The organism is Nocardioides silvaticus (genome assembly GCF_003160695.1).
Lineage (GTDB): Bacteria > Actinomycetota > Actinomycetes > Propionibacteriales > Nocardioidaceae > Nocardioides > Nocardioides silvaticus.
In genome coordinates this window covers 151,101-167,452 of sequence record NZ_QGDD01000004.1, presented here as the reverse complement: position 1 = coordinate 167,452, position 16,352 = coordinate 151,101, and the positions used below count along the sequence as shown (strand labels likewise).

15 protein-coding genes are annotated in these 16,352 nt (G+C 73.6%); 9 read left to right on the top strand and 6 right to left on the bottom strand.

What is annotated here, in order from left to right; all coding sequences use genetic code 11:
* Positions 1–13 precede the first annotated feature (13 nt).
* Positions 14–1,021 carry a helix-turn-helix transcriptional regulator gene (locus tag DJ010_RS22670; protein WP_245927434.1) on the bottom strand — a complete coding sequence of 336 codons (1,008 nt, stop codon included), beginning with the start codon at positions 1,019–1,021 and terminating at the stop codon, positions 14–16.
* A 162-nt stretch (positions 1,022–1,183) separates the two neighbouring features.
* Between DJ010_RS22670 and DJ010_RS10790 the strand changes: the two genes are divergently transcribed.
* Positions 1,184–1,771 carry a hypothetical protein gene (locus DJ010_RS10790; RefSeq protein WP_109693680.1) on the top strand — a complete coding sequence of 196 codons (588 nt, stop codon included), beginning with the start codon at positions 1,184–1,186 and terminating at the stop codon, positions 1,769–1,771.
* A gap of 2 nt (positions 1,772–1,773) precedes the next feature.
* Here the strand turns inward: DJ010_RS10790 and DJ010_RS10785 are convergent, their stop codons facing one another.
* Positions 1,774–2,541 (bottom strand): IclR family transcriptional regulator, encoded by a 768-nt coding sequence (locus DJ010_RS10785; protein ID WP_109693679.1) that lies wholly within the window; start codon positions 2,539–2,541, stop codon positions 1,774–1,776.
* An 85-nt stretch (positions 2,542–2,626) separates the two neighbouring features.
* On the opposite strand from DJ010_RS10785, the gene hutH reads away from it, so the two are divergent.
* From hutH to hutI, 5 genes are all read left to right on the top strand, one after another.
* Positions 2,627–4,192 carry a histidine ammonia-lyase gene (gene hutH / locus DJ010_RS10780; protein ID WP_109693678.1) on the top strand — a complete coding sequence of 522 codons (1,566 nt, stop codon included), beginning with the start codon at positions 2,627–2,629 and terminating at the stop codon, positions 4,190–4,192.
* Positions 4,189–5,841: a urocanate hydratase gene (hutU, locus tag DJ010_RS10775; RefSeq protein ID WP_109693677.1), complete on the top strand. Its 1,653-nt coding sequence runs from the start codon at positions 4,189–4,191 to the stop codon at positions 5,839–5,841. The genes hutH and hutU overlap by 4 nt, the downstream gene beginning before the upstream one ends.
* The gene (locus tag DJ010_RS10770; protein WP_211318741.1) at positions 5,838–7,034 is read left to right on the top strand and encodes an allantoate amidohydrolase; all 1,197 of its coding nucleotides are present in this window, start codon (positions 5,838–5,840) and stop codon (positions 7,032–7,034) included. Before hutU ends, DJ010_RS10770 begins: the two co-directional genes overlap by 4 nt.
* Before the next feature lie 74 nt (positions 7,035–7,108).
* Positions 7,109–8,299 (top strand): formimidoylglutamate deiminase, encoded by a 1,191-nt coding sequence (locus DJ010_RS10765; RefSeq protein WP_109693676.1) that lies wholly within the window; start codon positions 7,109–7,111, stop codon positions 8,297–8,299.
* Positions 8,296–9,492: an imidazolonepropionase gene (gene hutI, locus DJ010_RS10760; protein ID WP_109693675.1), complete on the top strand. Its 1,197-nt coding sequence runs from the start codon at positions 8,296–8,298 to the stop codon at positions 9,490–9,492. Before DJ010_RS10765 ends, hutI begins: the two co-directional genes overlap by 4 nt.
* Before the next feature lie 295 nt (positions 9,493–9,787).
* Here hutI and DJ010_RS10755 read toward each other — a convergent pair whose 3' ends face one another.
* Positions 9,788–10,312, bottom strand: coding sequence for a GNAT family N-acetyltransferase (locus DJ010_RS10755; RefSeq protein WP_109693674.1), 525 nt, complete (start codon positions 10,310–10,312; stop codon positions 9,788–9,790).
* Positions 10,313–10,368: 56 nt separating this feature from the next.
* Positions 10,369–10,932 (bottom strand): TetR/AcrR family transcriptional regulator, encoded by a 564-nt coding sequence (locus DJ010_RS10750; RefSeq protein ID WP_109693673.1) that lies wholly within the window; start codon positions 10,930–10,932, stop codon positions 10,369–10,371.
* Between the two features lie 68 nt (positions 10,933–11,000).
* On the opposite strand from DJ010_RS10750, the gene DJ010_RS10745 reads away from it, so the two are divergent.
* Positions 11,001–11,327 carry a DMT family transporter gene (locus tag DJ010_RS10745; RefSeq protein WP_109693672.1) on the top strand — a complete coding sequence of 109 codons (327 nt, stop codon included), beginning with the start codon at positions 11,001–11,003 and terminating at the stop codon, positions 11,325–11,327.
* Between the two features lie 19 nt (positions 11,328–11,346).
* Here DJ010_RS10745 and DJ010_RS10740 read toward each other — a convergent pair whose 3' ends face one another.
* Together DJ010_RS10740 and gabT are read right to left on the bottom strand one after the other, a co-directional pair.
* The gene (locus DJ010_RS10740; protein WP_109693671.1) at positions 11,347–12,720 is read right to left on the bottom strand and encodes an NAD-dependent succinate-semialdehyde dehydrogenase; all 1,374 of its coding nucleotides are present in this window, start codon (positions 12,718–12,720) and stop codon (positions 11,347–11,349) included.
* 1 nt (position 12,721) lies between these two features.
* Positions 12,722–14,059 carry a 4-aminobutyrate--2-oxoglutarate transaminase gene (gabT, locus tag DJ010_RS10735; RefSeq protein ID WP_109693670.1) on the bottom strand — a complete coding sequence of 446 codons (1,338 nt, stop codon included), beginning with the start codon at positions 14,057–14,059 and terminating at the stop codon, positions 12,722–12,724.
* A gap of 85 nt (positions 14,060–14,144) precedes the next feature.
* On the opposite strand from gabT, the gene DJ010_RS10730 reads away from it, so the two are divergent.
* Both DJ010_RS10730 and DJ010_RS22075 read left to right on the top strand, forming a co-directional pair.
* Complete coding sequence (locus DJ010_RS10730) at positions 14,145–15,578, top strand: PucR family transcriptional regulator (protein ID WP_109693669.1); 1,434 nt, start codon at positions 14,145–14,147, stop codon at positions 15,576–15,578.
* Positions 15,579–15,690: 112 nt separating this feature from the next.
* Entirely contained in the window at positions 15,691–16,137 is a 447-nt protein-coding gene (locus DJ010_RS22075; protein WP_158282999.1) for a DUF6069 family protein, read from the top strand.
* Positions 16,138–16,352: the final 215 nt, after the last annotated feature.

Genomic DNA, 16,352 nt, shown 5'->3' with positions numbered 1-16,352 from the left:
GCAGGGTGGCCGGCTACTTGTCGAGGAGCGCGAGCACGGCCAGCACGCGCCGGTTCGTGGTCTCGTCGGCCGGGAGCCGCAGCTTGACGAAGATCGAGCTGACCACGGGCTCCACCGTCTTGATGCTGAGGTGGAGGCGTTCGGAGATCGCCTTGTTGGACAATCCCTGCGCGATGAGGTCCAGGACCTCGTTCTCCCTCGGCGAGAGGCCGGCGAGGCCGCCGGTGGCCCGGGTCTCCTCGATCACCCGACCGAGGCTCAGGCGCACCATGATCCAGCCTCCGGCGAGCGGCACCAGCGTGGTCGTCAGGAGTCCGAGCCGGGGCGACTGCCACACGGCGAGGCCGACGAGCAGTGCTGCGGCGGCGACGCCGACGGCGCCGGTGAGCAGCGCGAGCTGGCTCCGCAGGACCCCGTTGGCGCTGCGCCAGCGTGCGGCGACCGCCACGACCCACAGGATCTGGAAGATCGCGTACGCCGGGTGCGCGACCAGGTTCCAGACGTCGCGGACGACGGACACCCCGCCGAGGTCGAGAGGATGCGGCGTGTCGACACCCGCGGCGGAGTACTCGACGGGCCAGAGGGCTGAGAGGGCCGAGCAGGTGACGGCAACGGCCACGACCACGTACGCCGTCCACCGCCAGCCGCGTGAGAGGAAGCGCCCCTCGGGGAAGCAGAGGACTGCCCAGGTCGTCAGCCCCAGGATGGTCGCGATCGGCCAGACGCCGAACCAGGCCCACCACTGGCTCGCTGCCTCTCCGCCCTCGTGGGCGACCTGGCGCCCGAGGAACAGGATGCCCTCGAGGATGCCCACGGCTCCGAACAACAGCGCCTCCGGCTGCTTCGGGCGCAGGAGGAGGGTCCACGCCGCGACCATGCCGAAAGCCAGGGCGAGCAGCCCGTTGTGGAGGTTGCCGATCCAGAGACCGTGGGCGATCCCGGCCGATGTCAGTGCGACGACGGCGCCGAGGACGAGCAGCGGGACGAGCAGGTCCCAGGAGCGTTGCTCGTCGTTGCGCACCGGCCCATGGTGACGCAGAACGCGCTCCGCCGACCTACAGGGTTATCCCTGGGATGTCGTCGAGCGGCAGGTGCAGGGCGGCCCCCGGAGCGCGGAGCGTCGGTCCCGCCGCAGCCTGGGACCAATCAGATCGATCGCCCGATCCCGACCGAGAGGCACGACATGTCCGACCTGGCCCACGACCTCGCGCACGACCTCGCCCCCGGCACCCCCGCGGCGCCCGCCGTCGCCCTACCGACCGAGCGGCTCCTCAGCGCCTCCCTCCTGCTGGCCCCGACCGCCTACCTCGCCGTGGACTGCAGCTACGCCGTCCAGGGGTGGGACCACGGACCGACCGCCGCTGCGCACCTGCTGGCCGCCGCCCTCTACGGCCTGGCGGCCCTCGCCCTGGTGGGCCTGGTGCGCGGGCGCGTCCAGGCCGTCGTGCTGGTGATCGCGGTCCTCGGCGTGATCGGCAATGCGGGAGTCGCGGAGAACAGCCTCCACGTCGCCTTCGGCGGCAACGACCTCTTCGACGCCGCCGGCGCCGCCAACGTCTTCAAGATGATGGGCTTCTTCTTCCCGCTCACCTTCCTGGTCGTCGCGTTCGCGCTCCGTCGCCGTGCCGCTGCCTGGTGGCCGCCGCTCCTCGTCCTCGGCGCTCTGCTCTTCCCGGTCGCGCACGTCGCCAACATCTCGTGGCTCGCGATCATCGACGGGATCATCATGCTGGCGGCCCTCGGCAGCTGCCGCCAAGCCGTCCGCCCGTAGCCTCACCGGCCCCCGAGCCGGCGGGTGAGCTGGTCGGCGGTGCGGGTGACGGCGGCCGCGAGGGCGGTCACGCCAGGGCCGTCGACGGCGTCGACAGCGTCGACGGGAAAGGTCACGGCGACGCCGGCGACCGGGTGCTCGTTGTGGTCGAGGACGGCGGCGGCGACGCTGGCGAGGCCGGGGGTGACGTCGCCGTCCTCACGAGCGTGGCCCCGGCGGCGGGTGGCGGTGAGGACCGCGCGGAGCGCGGTGAGCGACTGGGGACCGGTGCCGTGGCGGTCGACGAAGGCGGCGCGGTCGGGGTAGAGCGCGCGGACCTGGACAGCGGGAAGCCGGGCCAGGACCGCCCGGCCGCTGGCGGTCAGATGAGCAGGGAGACGGACACCGACATCGGTGACCAGCGACGGGCGACCGGGCGCCCGCTCCTCGAGCACGTAGAGGACGTCGCGACCGTGGAGCACGGCGAGGTGAGCGGACTGGCCGACCTGGTCGACCAACGCCGCGAGCGGACGCCGCGCGATCCGCTGCAACGGCTCCTGGCGGGCGTAGCCCGAACCGACCTCGAACGCGGCGAGCCCCACGCCGTACCTCCGCTCCTCGGTGAGGTGCACGACGAAGCCCTCCTCGACCATCGCGGTGAGCAGGTGGTAGGCCGAGGAGCGGGGGATGCCGACCGCGGCCGTGACTCGTTCCAGCGGCACCGGCTCCGGCTGCGCGGCCAGGAACCGCAGCACCCGCAGGGCGCGCGTGGCGGACGGGACCTGGCCCATCGTGCTCCTTCCCGAGTCTCGTATCCGAGACACCATCCTCCTCCGCATGCTGGCGGCACAAGCCCGACCGGCGTTGGATGGGCGCATGGAGCAGACGTACGTCGAGGTCGGGGTCGGCCCGGTCTCGTTCGCCGAGGTCGTGGCGGTGTCGCGCGACGACGCCGGGGTCCGGCTGGGGGTCGACGCGCTGACGGCGATCGACCGCGCGCGCAAGGTCGTGGACGAGCTGGCGGCGTCGCCGACGCCGGTGTACGGCGTGTCGACCGGGTTCGGCGCGCTCGCGACGCGGCACATCGCGCTCGAGCAGCGCACCCAGCTGCAGCGCTCGCTCGTGCGCTCGCACGCGGCGGGGTCGGGTCCCGAGGTGGAGCGCGAGGTGGTGCGCGCGCTGATGCTGCTGCGGCTCTCGACGCTCGCGACCGGCCACACCGGCGTCCGACGCCAGACCGCTGAGCTGCTGGCCGCGCTGCTCACGCACGGCATCACCCCGGTGGTGCGCGAGCACGGCTCGCTCGGGTGCTCGGGCGACCTGGCGCCGCTCGCGCACTGTGCGCTCGCGCTGATGGGGGAGGGCGAGGTGCGCGACCGCGCCGACAACCTGGTCCCCGCTGCCGACGCGCTCGCTGCGGCGGGTCTCGAGCCGGTCGAGCTCGCCGAGAAGGAGGGCCTGGCGCTCATCAACGGCACCGACGGCATGCTCGGCATGCTCGTGCTCGCGATCACCGACCTGCGCCGGCTGTTGCGCACCGCCGACATCGCCGCGGCGATGTCGGTCGAGGCCCAGCTCGGCACCGATCGCGTGTTCGCCGCCGAGCTGCAGGCGCTGCGTCCCCACCCGGGTCAGGCCGCGGCCGCTGCCAACCTGGTCGCGCTGCTCGCCGAGTCGGGCGTCGTCGCGTCGCACCGGGGCACCCCGGAGAGTGGGACACAGTGCAACCGGGTCCAGGACGCCTACTCCCTGCGCTGCTCGCCCCAGGTGCACGGCGCGGCCCGGGACACCGTCGAGCACGCCGCCACCGTCGCCGATCGCGAGCTGGCCAGCGCGGTCGACAACCCGGTGGTCCTGCCGGAGGAGGGCCGGCTGGAGAGCAACGGCAACTTCCACGGAGCGCCGGTCGGCTACGTGCTCGACTTCCTCGCGATCGCGGCTGCCGACGTCGCGTCGATCAGTGAGCGGCGCACCGACCGGTTCCTCGACAAGGCTCGCAACCACGGGCTGCCGCCGTTCCTCGCTGACGACCCCGGCGTCGACAGCGGGCACATGATCGCGCAGTACACCCAGGCCGCGATCGTCTCCGAGCTCAAGCGGCTGGCGGTCCCCGCCAGCGTCGACTCGATCCCCTCCAGCGCGATGCAGGAGGACCACGTCTCCATGGGCTGGTCGGCCGCGCGCAAGCTGCGCCGCGCGGTGGACGGGCTCACCCGGGTGGTCGCGATCGAGGTTCTCACCGCCGCCCGGGCTCTCGACCTGAGGTCGCCGCTCGAGCCTGCACCCGCCACGGGCGCCGTCGTACGACGTCTCCGGGACGCCGGCATCGCCGGCCCCGGCCCCGACCGCCACCTCTCGCCCGAGATCGAGACCGCGGTCTCGCTCGTCCAGTCCGGCGCCGTCCTCGCGGCCGCCGAGTCCGTGATCGGAGAATTGAGATGAACGACCGGCTGCCGATCCACGCCGCCACCGGCACCGAGCTGACCGCGAAGTCCTGGCAGACCGAGGCGCCGCTGCGGATGCTCATGAACAACCTCGACCCCGAGGTCGCCGAGCGCCCGGAGGACCTGGTCGTCTACGGCGGCACCGGACGGGCAGCCCGCAGCTGGGAGGCGTACGACGCGCTCGTCCGCACCCTGCGCGACCTGGAGCCCGACGAGACGATGCTCGTGCAGAGCGGCAAGCCGGTCGGCGTGATGCGCACCCACGAGTGGGCGCCGCGGGTGCTCATCGCCAACTCCAACCTGGTCGGCGACTGGGCCAACTGGGAGGAGTTCCGGCGGCTGGAGGAGCTGGGGCTGACGATGTACGGCCAGATGACGGCCGGCTCGTGGATCTACATCGGGACCCAGGGGATCCTCCAGGGCACCTTCGAGACCTTCGCCGCGGTCGCCGACAAGCGGTTCGACGGCACGCTGGCCGGGACCATCACCCTCACCGCCGGCCTCGGCGGCATGGGCGGCGCCCAGCCGCTGGCCGTCACGATGAACGACGGTGTCGCCATCTGCATCGAGTGCGACGACTCGCGGATCCAGCGACGGATCGACCACCGCTACCTCGACGTGCGGGCCGACTCGCTGGAGCACGCGGTCGAGCTCGCGCTCGCGGCGCGCGACGAGCGGCGGCCGCTGTCGATCGGCGTGCTCGGCAACGCCGCGGAGCTGCTGCCCGCGCTGCTGGAGCAGGGGGCCCCGGTCGACATCGTCACCGACCAGACCTCGGCGCACGACCCGTTGTCCTACCTGCCGGTCGGCACCCGGTTCGAGGACTGGGAGCGGGAGCGCACCGAGGACCCGGTCGGGTTCACCAAACGCGCGCGGGAGTCGATGGCGGCGCACGTGCGGGCGATGGTCGAGCTGCAGGACCGCGGCGCGGAGGTGTTCGACTACGGCAACTCGATCCGCGACGAGGCGCGCAAGGGCGGCTACGACCGGGCGTTCGCGTTCCCGGGCTTCGTGCCGGCCTACATCCGGCCGCTGTTCTGCGAGGGCAAGGGCCCGTTCCGGTGGGCGGCGCTCTCCGGCGACCCGGCCGACATCGCCGCCACCGACCGCGCGATCCTCGAGCTGTTCCCCGAGAACGAGCGGCTGCGGAAGTGGATCACGATGGCGGGCGAGCGGGTGCACTACCAGGGCCTGCCGGCGCGGATCTGCTGGCTCGGCTACGGCGAGCGGCACCTGGCCGGCCTGAAGTTCAACGAGATGGTCGCCTCCGGCGAGCTGGCGGCGCCGATCGTGATCGGCCGCGACCACCTCGACTGCGGGTCGGTCGCCTCGCCGTACCGCGAGACCGAGGGCATGCTCGACGGCTCCGACGCGATCGCCGACTGGGCGCTGCTCAACGCGCTCGTCAACACCGCGTCCGGCGCCACGTGGGTGTCGATCCACCACGGTGGCGGGGTCGGCATGGGACGCTCGATCCATGCCGGGCAGGTCTGCGTCGCCGACGGCACCGAGCTCGCGGCACAGAAGATCGAGCGGGTGCTCACCAACGACCCGGGCATGGGCGTGATCCGCCACGTCGACGCGGGCTACGACCGCGCCGCGGAGGTGGCGCGCGAGCGGGGCGTCGTCGTACCCATGGACTCATGACGTTCGAGCAGATGTGGCGCGACCTCGCGCCGATCGGCCGCTCCGCCACCTCCGGCGGCTACTTCCGGCAGCCCTGGCGCAGCGCCGAGGAGGAGCTGCGGGCGTGGTTCGCCGAGCAGGCGGCCGCACGCGGGCTCGCGCTCGAGACCGACGCGTTCGGCAACCAGGTCGCCTGGTGGCGGCCTGATCCGGTGCCCGGCCGGGTGGCGACCCTCGGGGTCCTCACCGGCAGCCACCTCGACAGCGTCCTCGACGGCGGTGCGTACGACGGCCCGCTCGGTGTCGTCTCCGCGCTGGCCGCGATCGACCTGCTCCGCAAGCGTGGCGCGCAGCCGTCGCGTGCGGTCGGCGTCGGGGTCTTCCGCGAGGAGGAGGGCTCGCGGTTCGGGCTGGCCTGCCTGGGCTCGCGGCTGGCGACCGGGTCGGTGGAGTGGGCCGATGTCGAGGGCCTGCGCGACCGCGACGGGGTCGCGCTCGGTGACGTGACGGACGCGCCGGATGACGGTGCCGGCGGGATCCTCGCCGAGGTGGGCTGCTTCGTCGAGCTGCACGTCGAGCAGGGCCGCGCGCTCGTCGACCTCGACCGGCCGGTCGGGCTCGCCAGCGGGATCTGGCCGCACGGCCGCTACCGCTTCGACTTCACCGGGCGCGCCGACCACGCCGGCACGACTCGGATGGAGGACCGGGCCGACCCGATGCTGACCTACGCGATGACCGCGCTGGCGGCCAACAAGCAGGCCCGGCTCGGCGGGGCGCGCGCGACGTTCGGCCGGATCGACGTCGCCCCGAACGGCACCAACGCCGTACCCTCCCGCGTCACCGCCTGGCTCGACGCCCGCGCGGAGACCGCGGAGCTGCTGGCCGACCTCGTCGCCGCCGTCGAGAAGCAGTCGACCGAGCGCGCCGGCCGCGACGGCACCTCGGTGGCAGTCACGGCCGAGTCGGTATCCAGGGCGATCTCCTTCAGCCGGGATCTGACCGATCAGGTCGGGGCAGGGCACGACTGGCCGGTGCTACCGACCCAGGCCGGCCACGACGCGGGCATCCTCGCCGGTGCCGGCCACCCGTCCGCGATGCTCTTCGTCCGCAACCCCACCGGCGTCTCCCACTCGCCGGAGGAGCACGCCGAGACGGCCGACTGCCTCGCCGGCGTCGAGGCGCTCGCCGACGCGCTGACCAGCCTGGGGGTGTGAGCGTGGCAGCCGACGCCCCCGACGCCTCATCCGCAACACGGGACAGCCACTCCCACGGGTTGTCCGCCTCTGCAATGCCTGACAACCCGCGGAATACCCGGTCGACCGGGTATTCCGCGCCCCGCCCGGCCCCCCTCACCCTCCCCGCCCTGGCCAACGCCCACTCGCACGCCTTCCACCGCGCCCTGCGGGGCCGGACCCAGCAGGGGACGGGGAGCTTCTGGACCTGGCGCGAGCAGATGTACGACCTCGCGGCCCGGCTCACGCCGGACAGCTACTTCGAGCTCGCCCGGGCCACCTACGCGGAGATGCTGGCCGGCGGGATCGGGGCCGTGGGGGAGTTCCACTACCTCCACCACCAGCCCGACGGCACGCCGTACGACGACCCCAACGAGATGGGGCGCGCCCTGCTGGCCGCAGCCGACGAGGTCGGCATCCGGATCCGGCTGCTCGACACCTGCTACCTGACCGCCGGCATCGGGCATCCGGCCGAGGGGGTGCAGCGCCGGTTCAGCGACGGGTCGGCGGACGCGTGGGCGGAACGGGTCGCGGCCTTCGACGACGACCGGGTCGGCGCGGCGATCCACAGCGTCCGTGCCGTGCCGCAGGACCAGATGTCCACGGTCGCCGCCTGGGCGGCGGGCCGGCCGCTGCACGTGCACCTTTCCGAGCAGCCCGCGGAGAACGACGCCTGCCTGGCGGCCTACGGCCTCACCCCGACCCAGCTGCTCGCGGAGGCGGGGGTGCTCGGGCCGCGGACCACCCTCGTCCACGCCACCCACGTCACCGACACCGACGTCCGCCTCATCGGCGACAGCGGCTGCTTCGTCTGCCTCTGCCCGACGACCGAGCGCGACCTGGCCGACGGCGTCGGCCGTGGCGCCGACCTGCGTGCGGCCGGTGCGCGGATCTCGCTGGGCAGCGACAGCCACGCGGTCGTCGACCTGTTCGAGGAGATGCGCGGCGTCGAGATGCACGACCGGCTCCGGACCGGCGTACGGGGCCACTGGTCCGCCCAGGCGCTGCTGCGCTGCGCCACCAGCGACGGCCACGCCTCCCTCGGTCTCGAGGCGGACGGCGTCGTCCTCCTCGACCCCGCCAGCCCGCGGACGGCGGGCGCCGGTGCCGACGAGCACGCCGCCGTCTTCGCCGCCACCGCCGCCGATGTCACCGAGGTCGTCCTCGCCGGCGAGACCGCCTTCGACGGCGATCATGGGCGCGTGGGCCGCGACCTCGACGCTGCGATCACCAAGGTGTGGGCATGAGCGTCCTCGTCACCAACATCGGCGAGCTGGTCACCAACGACCCCGAGGCCGACGACCCGCTCGGCGTGCGCACCGACGCGGCACTCGTCATGGACGGAGACGTGATCGCCTGGGTCGGCCCCGCCACCGGCGCACCGGCCGCCGACGAGCGCGTCGACGCCAGCGGGGCGGCCGTCATCCCCGGCTTCGTCGACAGCCACAGCCATCTGGTGTTCGCGGGCGACCGCGCCGAGGAGTTCCGGGCCCGGATGGCGGGGGAGTCCTACGCCGCCGGCGGGATCCGTACGACGGTCGCGGCGACCCGCGCGGCCACCGACGACGAGCTCGCGGCCACCGTGCAGCGGCTGGTCGCCGAGATGCGCAGCCAGGGCACGACGTCGGTCGAGATCAAGTCCGGCTACGGGCTGACGGTCGACGACGAGGCCCGCTCGCTGCGGATCGCGCGCGGCTTCACCGACGACACCACGTTCCTCGGCGCCCACGTCGTGCCGAGCGAGTTCGCCGACGACCCGGCCGGCTACGTCGACCTGGTCACCGGCCCGATGCTGGCCGCGGCCGCACCCCACGCTCGCTGGATCGACGTGTTCTGCGAGACCGGCGCGTTCGACGAGGACCAGGCGCGGGCGGTGCTCGCCGCCGGCGCCGCCGCCGGCCTGAAGGGGCGGCTCCACGCCAACCAGCTCGGTCCCGGCCCTGGCGTGGCGCTCGCCGCCGAGCTCGGCCTGGCCGCGGTCGACCACTGCACCTACCTCACCGACGCCGACGTCACCGCGCTCCGGGACAGCGGCACGGTGGCGACGCTGCTGCCAGGCGTGGAGTTCTCGACCCGGCAGCCCTTTCCGGACGCGCGTCGGCTGCTCGACGCCGGCGTGCGGGTCGCGTTGGCGAGCGACTGCAACCCGGGCTCGTCGTACACGAGCTCGCTGCCGTTCTGCATCGCGCTGGCCGTGCGGGAGATGGGGATGACGCCGGCCGAAGCCGTGCACGCGGCGACCGCCGGAGGCGCTGCGGCGCTCGGTCGTGACGACGTCGGCGCTCTGGTGCCCGGCCGGCGTGCGGATCTCGTGCTGCTGGACGCTCCTGCTCACGTGCACCTGGCCTACCGACCCGGGGTGCCGCTGGTGCGGCAGGTCTGGGTCGGCGGCGAGCAGGTTCACCCGACGTCGGCGGGTGCGGCGCCGCGGGGCTGCTGATCGGCGGGCTGCGGACGACAAGAGCGGCCGTGTGCTGGAGTCACGATCGACTCACGGAAGCCTCTGAGATGACTGCGGAGGATCGCATCAAGCAGGTTGATCGGATCCTCCGCGATCTTGTTCAGCTCGACCGCCAATCGCCACCGGCTCGCGCCCGAGCTGGCCCAGAGGCGGTGACGAGCGGCTGATGCCTGAAGCAGCGAGCGTGCGGCCGCTCGGCTGGCCGAGCCATCGGCAGGGCCTCGATACGCCCCTCGAGGCGTTCGGGCTTGCTCGACCAGCGACAGGGTCGCCGCTAGCTGGGCTCCACCGGCTCGTTCACCGCCGGCGCCAGGTCGAGCTGCAGGATCGCCACGTCGTGCCAGCGGCCGAGCTTGTAGCCGACCCGTTCGAGGAGCCCGACCCGCCGGAAGCCGAACTTCGCGTGCAGGGCCTCGCTCGCGTCGTTGGGCTGCGCGACCCGCGCGAACGCGACCTGGATCCCGCGGTCGAGCAGCCGGGGGAGGAGCACGCCGTACAACGCGCTGCCGGTGCCGGCGCCCACGGTCGCAGGGTCGAGGTAGACGCTGACCTCCGACGACCAGCGGTACGCCGCCCGCTCGGCGAACCTCGTGCCGTAGGCGAACCCGGTCACCGCCCCGCCGGACTCCGCCACCAGCCAGGCGTGGGAGGTCTGGCAGGCGGCGATCCGCCGACCGACCTCCTCGGACGACGGCGGCTCCAGCTCGAAGGTCGTTGCCGTCGTGCGCACGAAGTGGCCGTAGATCGCCGCCACCGCCACCGCGTCCTCGGGCGTCGCGTCCCGGATCGTCAGCTCCACGAGGACATCCTCCCAGCCGTCCTCGCCACCGCAGCCGACCTGGCCGGTCGCCGTCGTCAGGAGCCGAGCTCGGCGACCGCGTCGGCGAGGTCGGCCACGGCGCGCTTGCGCGTGGTGCCGCTGGCGTCGAGCGCGGCGTCGAGCTGGAAGCCCAGGAAGGCGGCGTCGATCACGGTCACCAGCCGCCTCGCCAGCGGCCGGTCGACGCCGGACCGGGTGAGGTGGGTGACCAGGGACGCCAGCCAGCGACCATTCGCCTCGGAGACCAGCGAGGCGTAGGGCTCGCGCCCCAGCAGGCCGAGCGCGGCGGCCTCGACGTAGAGCCGGGTGCACGGGGCGAACTGACTGTTGTCCGCCACCGACCACAGGTCGAGCACGGCGGACCGCAGGTCGGGGGACGGGGACAGGGACTCGACCGCCGCCACCGCGCGGTCGTTCGACTCCGTCAGCACCGCGGCGACCAGGTCGTCCTTGGTGCCGAAGTGGTAGAGCAGCATCCGGTCGCTGGTGCCGAGCGCCTTGGCGAGGGGTCGGAGGCTGAGGCCGATCAGCCCGTGCTCGAGCACGTAGTCGGTCGCCGGCCCGGTCCAGGCCTCCCGGCGCTCGCCGTCCTTCGCCATGGCGACGACTGTAGCAGGTGCTACACTTATCTGTAGCAACTGCTACACATCGTCAGGAAGTGTCCACCATGCTCGCCGCCTTCGGCCTCCTTCTCGTCGCGATCGCGCTCGAGGTCGCGGCCACGTCCGCGCTGCCGCGCACCGAGGGATTCCGCGACCTGGGGTGGAGCGGGTTCGTGATCGTCGGCTACGCGGCGTCCATCTGGCTGCTGGCCGTGGTCGTGGAGAAGATGGCGGTGTCGACGGCGTACGCGATCTGGTCCGGCCTCGGCACCGCTTCGGTCGCAGTCATCGGCGCGCTCTGGCTCGGGGAGTCCGCGGACCCGCTGAAGATCGCTGCGATCACGATGATCGTCGTGGGCGTGGTCCTGCTCAACCTGCACGGCGCCCACTGAGCGCCCTTCACTCCAGCGGTCAGGACCAGTCGACGCTGAAGTACTGCGTCTCCTGGTACTCCCGGATGCCCTCGCGTGCGCCCTCGCGCCCGATGCCGCTCTGCTTGACGCCACCGAACGGTGTGGCGGGGTCGGACACCACGCCGCGGTTCACGCCGACCATGCCGGCGTCGAGTGCCTCCGCGATCCGGAGCGCGTCCTGGAGCCGTCCGGCGTAGACGTAGGCCGCCAGGCCCAGCTCGCTGTCGTTGGCCTGCTCGAGCATCGTGGCCTCGTCGTCCCAGGGGATGATCGTGACCACCGGACCGAAGATCTCCTCCCGCGCGATCCGCATGTCGGGGCGGACACCGGTGAGCAGGGTCGCCGGGTAGCGCCAACCGCGGTCGCCGACCGGCCCGCGGTGCCGTACGACGGCGCCGTCGGCGATCGCCTCGTCCACCAGTGCGGCCACCTCTTCGACCGCCCGGTCGCTGATCAGCGGCGCGACCTCGAGCTCGTCGACGTGCGCACCGAACCGCGCCACGAACTCCTCGACCACGTCGGCGTGCACGAAGAAGCGGTTGGCGGCGGTGCACGCCTGCCCGCCGTTGCGGAACTTGGCGACCATCGCGCCGGCGACCGCCGCCTCCACGTCGGCGTCGCCGGTCACGACGAACGGCGCGTTGCCGCCCAGCTCCATGCTGCTGTTGAGCACCCGGTCGGCGGCCTGCTTGAGCAGGGTCCGACCGACGCCGGTCGACCCGGTGAACGAGACCTTGCGGACCCGCGGGTCCTCCAGCCAGGTGGTGACCACCTCGGCCGGCGAAGTCGTGGCGACCACGTTGACCACCCCTTCGGGGACGCCGGCCACGGTGAGCAGTTCCGCGATGGCGAGTGCGGTGAGGGGCGTCTCGGCTGCGGGCTTCAACACGACCGTGCAGCCGGCAGCGAGCGCGGGCGCGATCTTGCGGGACGCCATCGCCGCGGGGAAGTTCCACGGCGTCACGAGCGCCGCCACGCCCACCGGCCGGTGGGTGACGATCGTGCGGGTGCCGCCTGCCGGGGAGACGCCGTACCCGCCCTCGGTGCGGACCGCCTCCTCGGAGAACCAGCGGAAGAACTCGGCGGCGTAGCCGACCTCGGCGCGCGCATCGGCGTCGGACTTGCCGTTCTCCGAGGTGATGAGCGCGGCCAGGCGGTCGGCGTCGGCGACGATCGCCTCGTAGGCGCGCCGCAGCACCTCCGCTCGCACGCGCGGTGCGGTGGCGGACCAGGCGGGGAACGCCGCCGCGGCGGCGTCGACGGCGGCGGTGGCGTCGGCGGCGTCACCGTCGGGGACGACGGCGACGACCTCGGTCGTGGCGGGGTCGCGCACCGCGAACGTGCGCGTCGCGGTGCCCAGGGTCGCGGTCACCTCAGTGCTCCTCGAACACCTGTTGGAGGACGTCGAACGCCTCGGTCAGGAGGTGGTCCGGGATCGCGAGCGGCGGCAGGAAACGGAGCACGTTGCCGTAGGTGCCGCAGGTCAGCACGACGACGCCCTCGGCGTGCGCCGCGGTGGCGACCGTCCGGGTGAGCTCGGGGTCCGGCTCGGTGGTGCCGGGCTTCACCAGCTCGACGGCCATCATCGCGCCCCGGCCGCGGACGTCACCGATGCGGTCGTCGCCGAAGGCGTGCAGCCGGTCGAGCATGGTCTTGCCGATCGCGCGGGCGCGGTCGACGAGGCCGTCGGCCTCGATGGTCTCGATGACGGCCAGCGCAGCGGCGCACGCGAGCGGGTTGCCGCCGTACGTGCCGCCGAGGCCGCCGACGTGCGGGGCGTCCATGATCTCGGCGCGCCCGGTCACCGCGGCGAGCGGCAGGCCGCCAGCGATGCCCTTGGCGGTGACGATCAGGTCGGGCACGACGCCCTCGTGGTCGCACGCGAACAGGTCGCCGGTGCGGGCGAACCCGGTCTGCACCTCGTCGGCGACGAACACGATGCCGCTGGCGCGGCACCACTCCGCGAGCGCCGGCAGGAACCCGTCGGCGGGCGCGATGAACCCGCCCTCGCCCTGGATCGGCTCGATGACGACGGCCGCCAGGTTGCCGGCGCCGACCTGCTTGTCGAGCACGTCGATGGCGCGACGGGCGGCCTCCTCCCCGCTGAGCCCGCCGTCGCGGAACGGGTAGGAGAGCGGCGCCCGGTAGACCTCGGACGCGAACGGGCCGAAGCCGTGCTTGTAGGGCATGTTCTTGGCGGTCATCGCCATCGTCAGGTTCGTGCGGCCGTGGTAGGCGTGGTCGAACACGGCGACGCCCTGGCGCAAGGTGGCGGCGCGGGCGATCTTCACCGCGTTCTCGACGGCCTCAGCGCCGGAGTTGAAGAGTGCGGTGCGCTTCTCGTGGGTGCCGGGGGTGAGCCGGTTGAGCGCCTCGGCGACACGCACGTAGCCGTCGTACGGCGTGATCATGAAGCAGGTGTGCGTGAACGACTCCACCTGCGCGGTGACGGCCTCGACCACACGCGGAGCGCTGTTGCCGACCGACGTCACGGCGATGCCGGAGCCGAGGTCGATGAGCGAGTTGCCGTCGACGTCGACGATCACGCCGCCGCCGGCGGCGACCGTGTAGACCGGCAGGGTGGTGCCGACGCCGGGCGCGACGGCGGCGATCTTGCGCGCCTGGAGGGCGGTGGACTCGGGGCCTGGGACGGCCGTGACGAGGCGACGCTCCTGCGGGAGTCCGGGGCCTCCGGTGACGTGGTCGGTCATGGGGCCGACGCTAGTCCTGTCGAGCGCAACTGTCGGATGTCCGATCTGCACAACCTCAAGTCGGTTGCTGTGCGAACATGGCGCGGTGGTCGACGTCGCCCAGCTGCTCGCGCAGCCCGAGCTCGCTCTCGAGCCGGTGCACCTGCCGCGTCCGGACGCAGAGGTCCGGTGGGTCGCCACCAGCGAGCTCGCCGACCCTGCGCCGTTCCTCGAGGGCGGTGAGCTCCTGCTCACCACCGGGCTGGCGACCAAGGGCTGGCGGAGCCAGTGGCGGGGGTACGTCGGGCGGCTGGCCGAGGCGGGAGTCGTCGGCCTCGCTCTCGGGGTCGGCCTGACCCACGAGCGGGTGCCGGCCGGGCTGCGGCGGGCCTGTGAGGAGCACGGGCTCAACCTGGTCGTCGTGCCGCCGGCGACGACGTTCGTCGCGATCAGCAGGGCCGCTGCGCGGCTGATCCAGGCCCGCGAGGACGCGGAGTCGCGGCTGGCGATGGAAGCCCAGCGCCGGCTGACCGCCGCCGCCACGCGCAACGAGCCGTCGGTCGGCGTGGTGACGGAGCTGGCCCGGCTGCTCGACGGCGCCACCTTCCTGCTGGCGCCGGACGGCCGCGTCGTGCAGGAGCCGCGCGGCCCGCGCCGCGAGCAGGCCGACCTCGACGAGGCGCGGGAAGTGCTGGCGCGGATCCGGCCGCAGGGGCTGCGCGCCGCCTCGACGTACGGCGACGAGCTGGTCACCACGCTCCTGGTGCCGGTCGGACTGCGGGACCGGCCCGTCGGCTACCTCGGCGCGGTGATGGCCGGCCGCGCGTCCGGGGTGCGGCGTAGCGCGGTGACCACCGCGGTCGCCGTCCTCGGCCTGGTCGCCGAGCAGGAGCGCTCCGACCGAGAGGCCGGGCGACGAGTGCGACGCACGGTGCTCGAGCTGCTGGCGTCGGGGGACGCCGACGCGGCGGCCCTGCTGGCCGGAGCGGTCGACGCGCCGCCGGTTCCGCGTCGCGGCCGGGTGCTGCGCGCGGCCGGCCCGATCGACGCGCTGGACGACGCGCTGGCGTCGCTGGAGCGGGTCAGGGTGCTGGCCGCGCCGGTCGACGACGAGCTCTGGGCGTTCTGCGCGACGACGCGGTCGACCCGTCTCGCCGGCACGCTGGCCGCCGCGGGGCTGCGGGTCGGGGTGGGGGAGACGCCTCTCGCGGCGGGCCGGGCGCTCGCGCGGGCGACGGCGGCGGAACCGGTCGTGCACTGGGACCGGCTGGTCCGCGAGGGGCCGGTGGGCCTGCTCGACGACGACGTAGCCGCCGCGTTCTCGGCGTCGTTCCTGGCCCCGCTCGACGACACCCAGGTCGCCACCCTCTCGGCGTTCCTGCGCCACCACGGGTCGCGGCTCAAGGTCGCCGATGAGCTCGGCCTGCACCGCAACACGGTGCGCAACCGGCTCGACGCGATCGCGTCCGCTCTCGACCGCGACCTCGACGACCCCGACGTGCGCGTGGCCGCCTGGCTGGCGGTGGAGGCCCGGAGGTAGTCGGGCTCGAAGAGTTCATCCGCGAACCTGTCGGATCCGGCCGGGGGTCTTCGTGGAGGAGGTGTGAGCAGGCCGCACAGGGCGGCCCGCGCCGAACCTCCAGGAGCACGACATGAGCACCATCACCACCACCCAGGCCCCGACCTCGACCACCACCCACGAGGCGACCCCGGCCCGTCCCACCGTCTGGCGCCACGGCGTCGCCGCCGGCGCCGTCGCCGCGGTCGCCACCACCGTCGTCGCCGTCGTCGCCTCGGCCGCCGGTGTCTCGTTCGCCGACCACACCGGCGAGAGCATCCCGGTCGTCGCCTTCCCGCAGCTGACGCTGGTCTTCTCGCTCATCGGCGTGGGGATCGCTGCCGTCATGGGCCGCACGGCCCGCCGGCCGCGACGCACCTTCGTCCGCACCGCCGTCGCGCTGACGGTCCTGTCCTTCGTCCCCGACCTGACCTTCGGCTTCGACGTCGCGTCCGCCGCCACCCTCATCGCGGCTCACGTCGTCGCCGCCGCGATCGTGGTCCCCGTGGTCGCCGGTCGTCTCGCGACCAATCGCGGCTAGGTGGACACGCTTCGACGACCTGCGCAGCGGGGAGCACGCGGTCGACCCGGGCGACGGTCTCCCCGGCGTACAACGGTCCCGCCGGCCCCTGCCGGCGGGACCGTCGTCGGTCGCGGTCTGCGGCGTGAGGAAGCGGCTGCCGGGCTGCTGCCGGGCCTGGACGACCGGTCGCTCCACGCCCGACCGCTCCAGGATCGACACGGGCGATCCTGCCG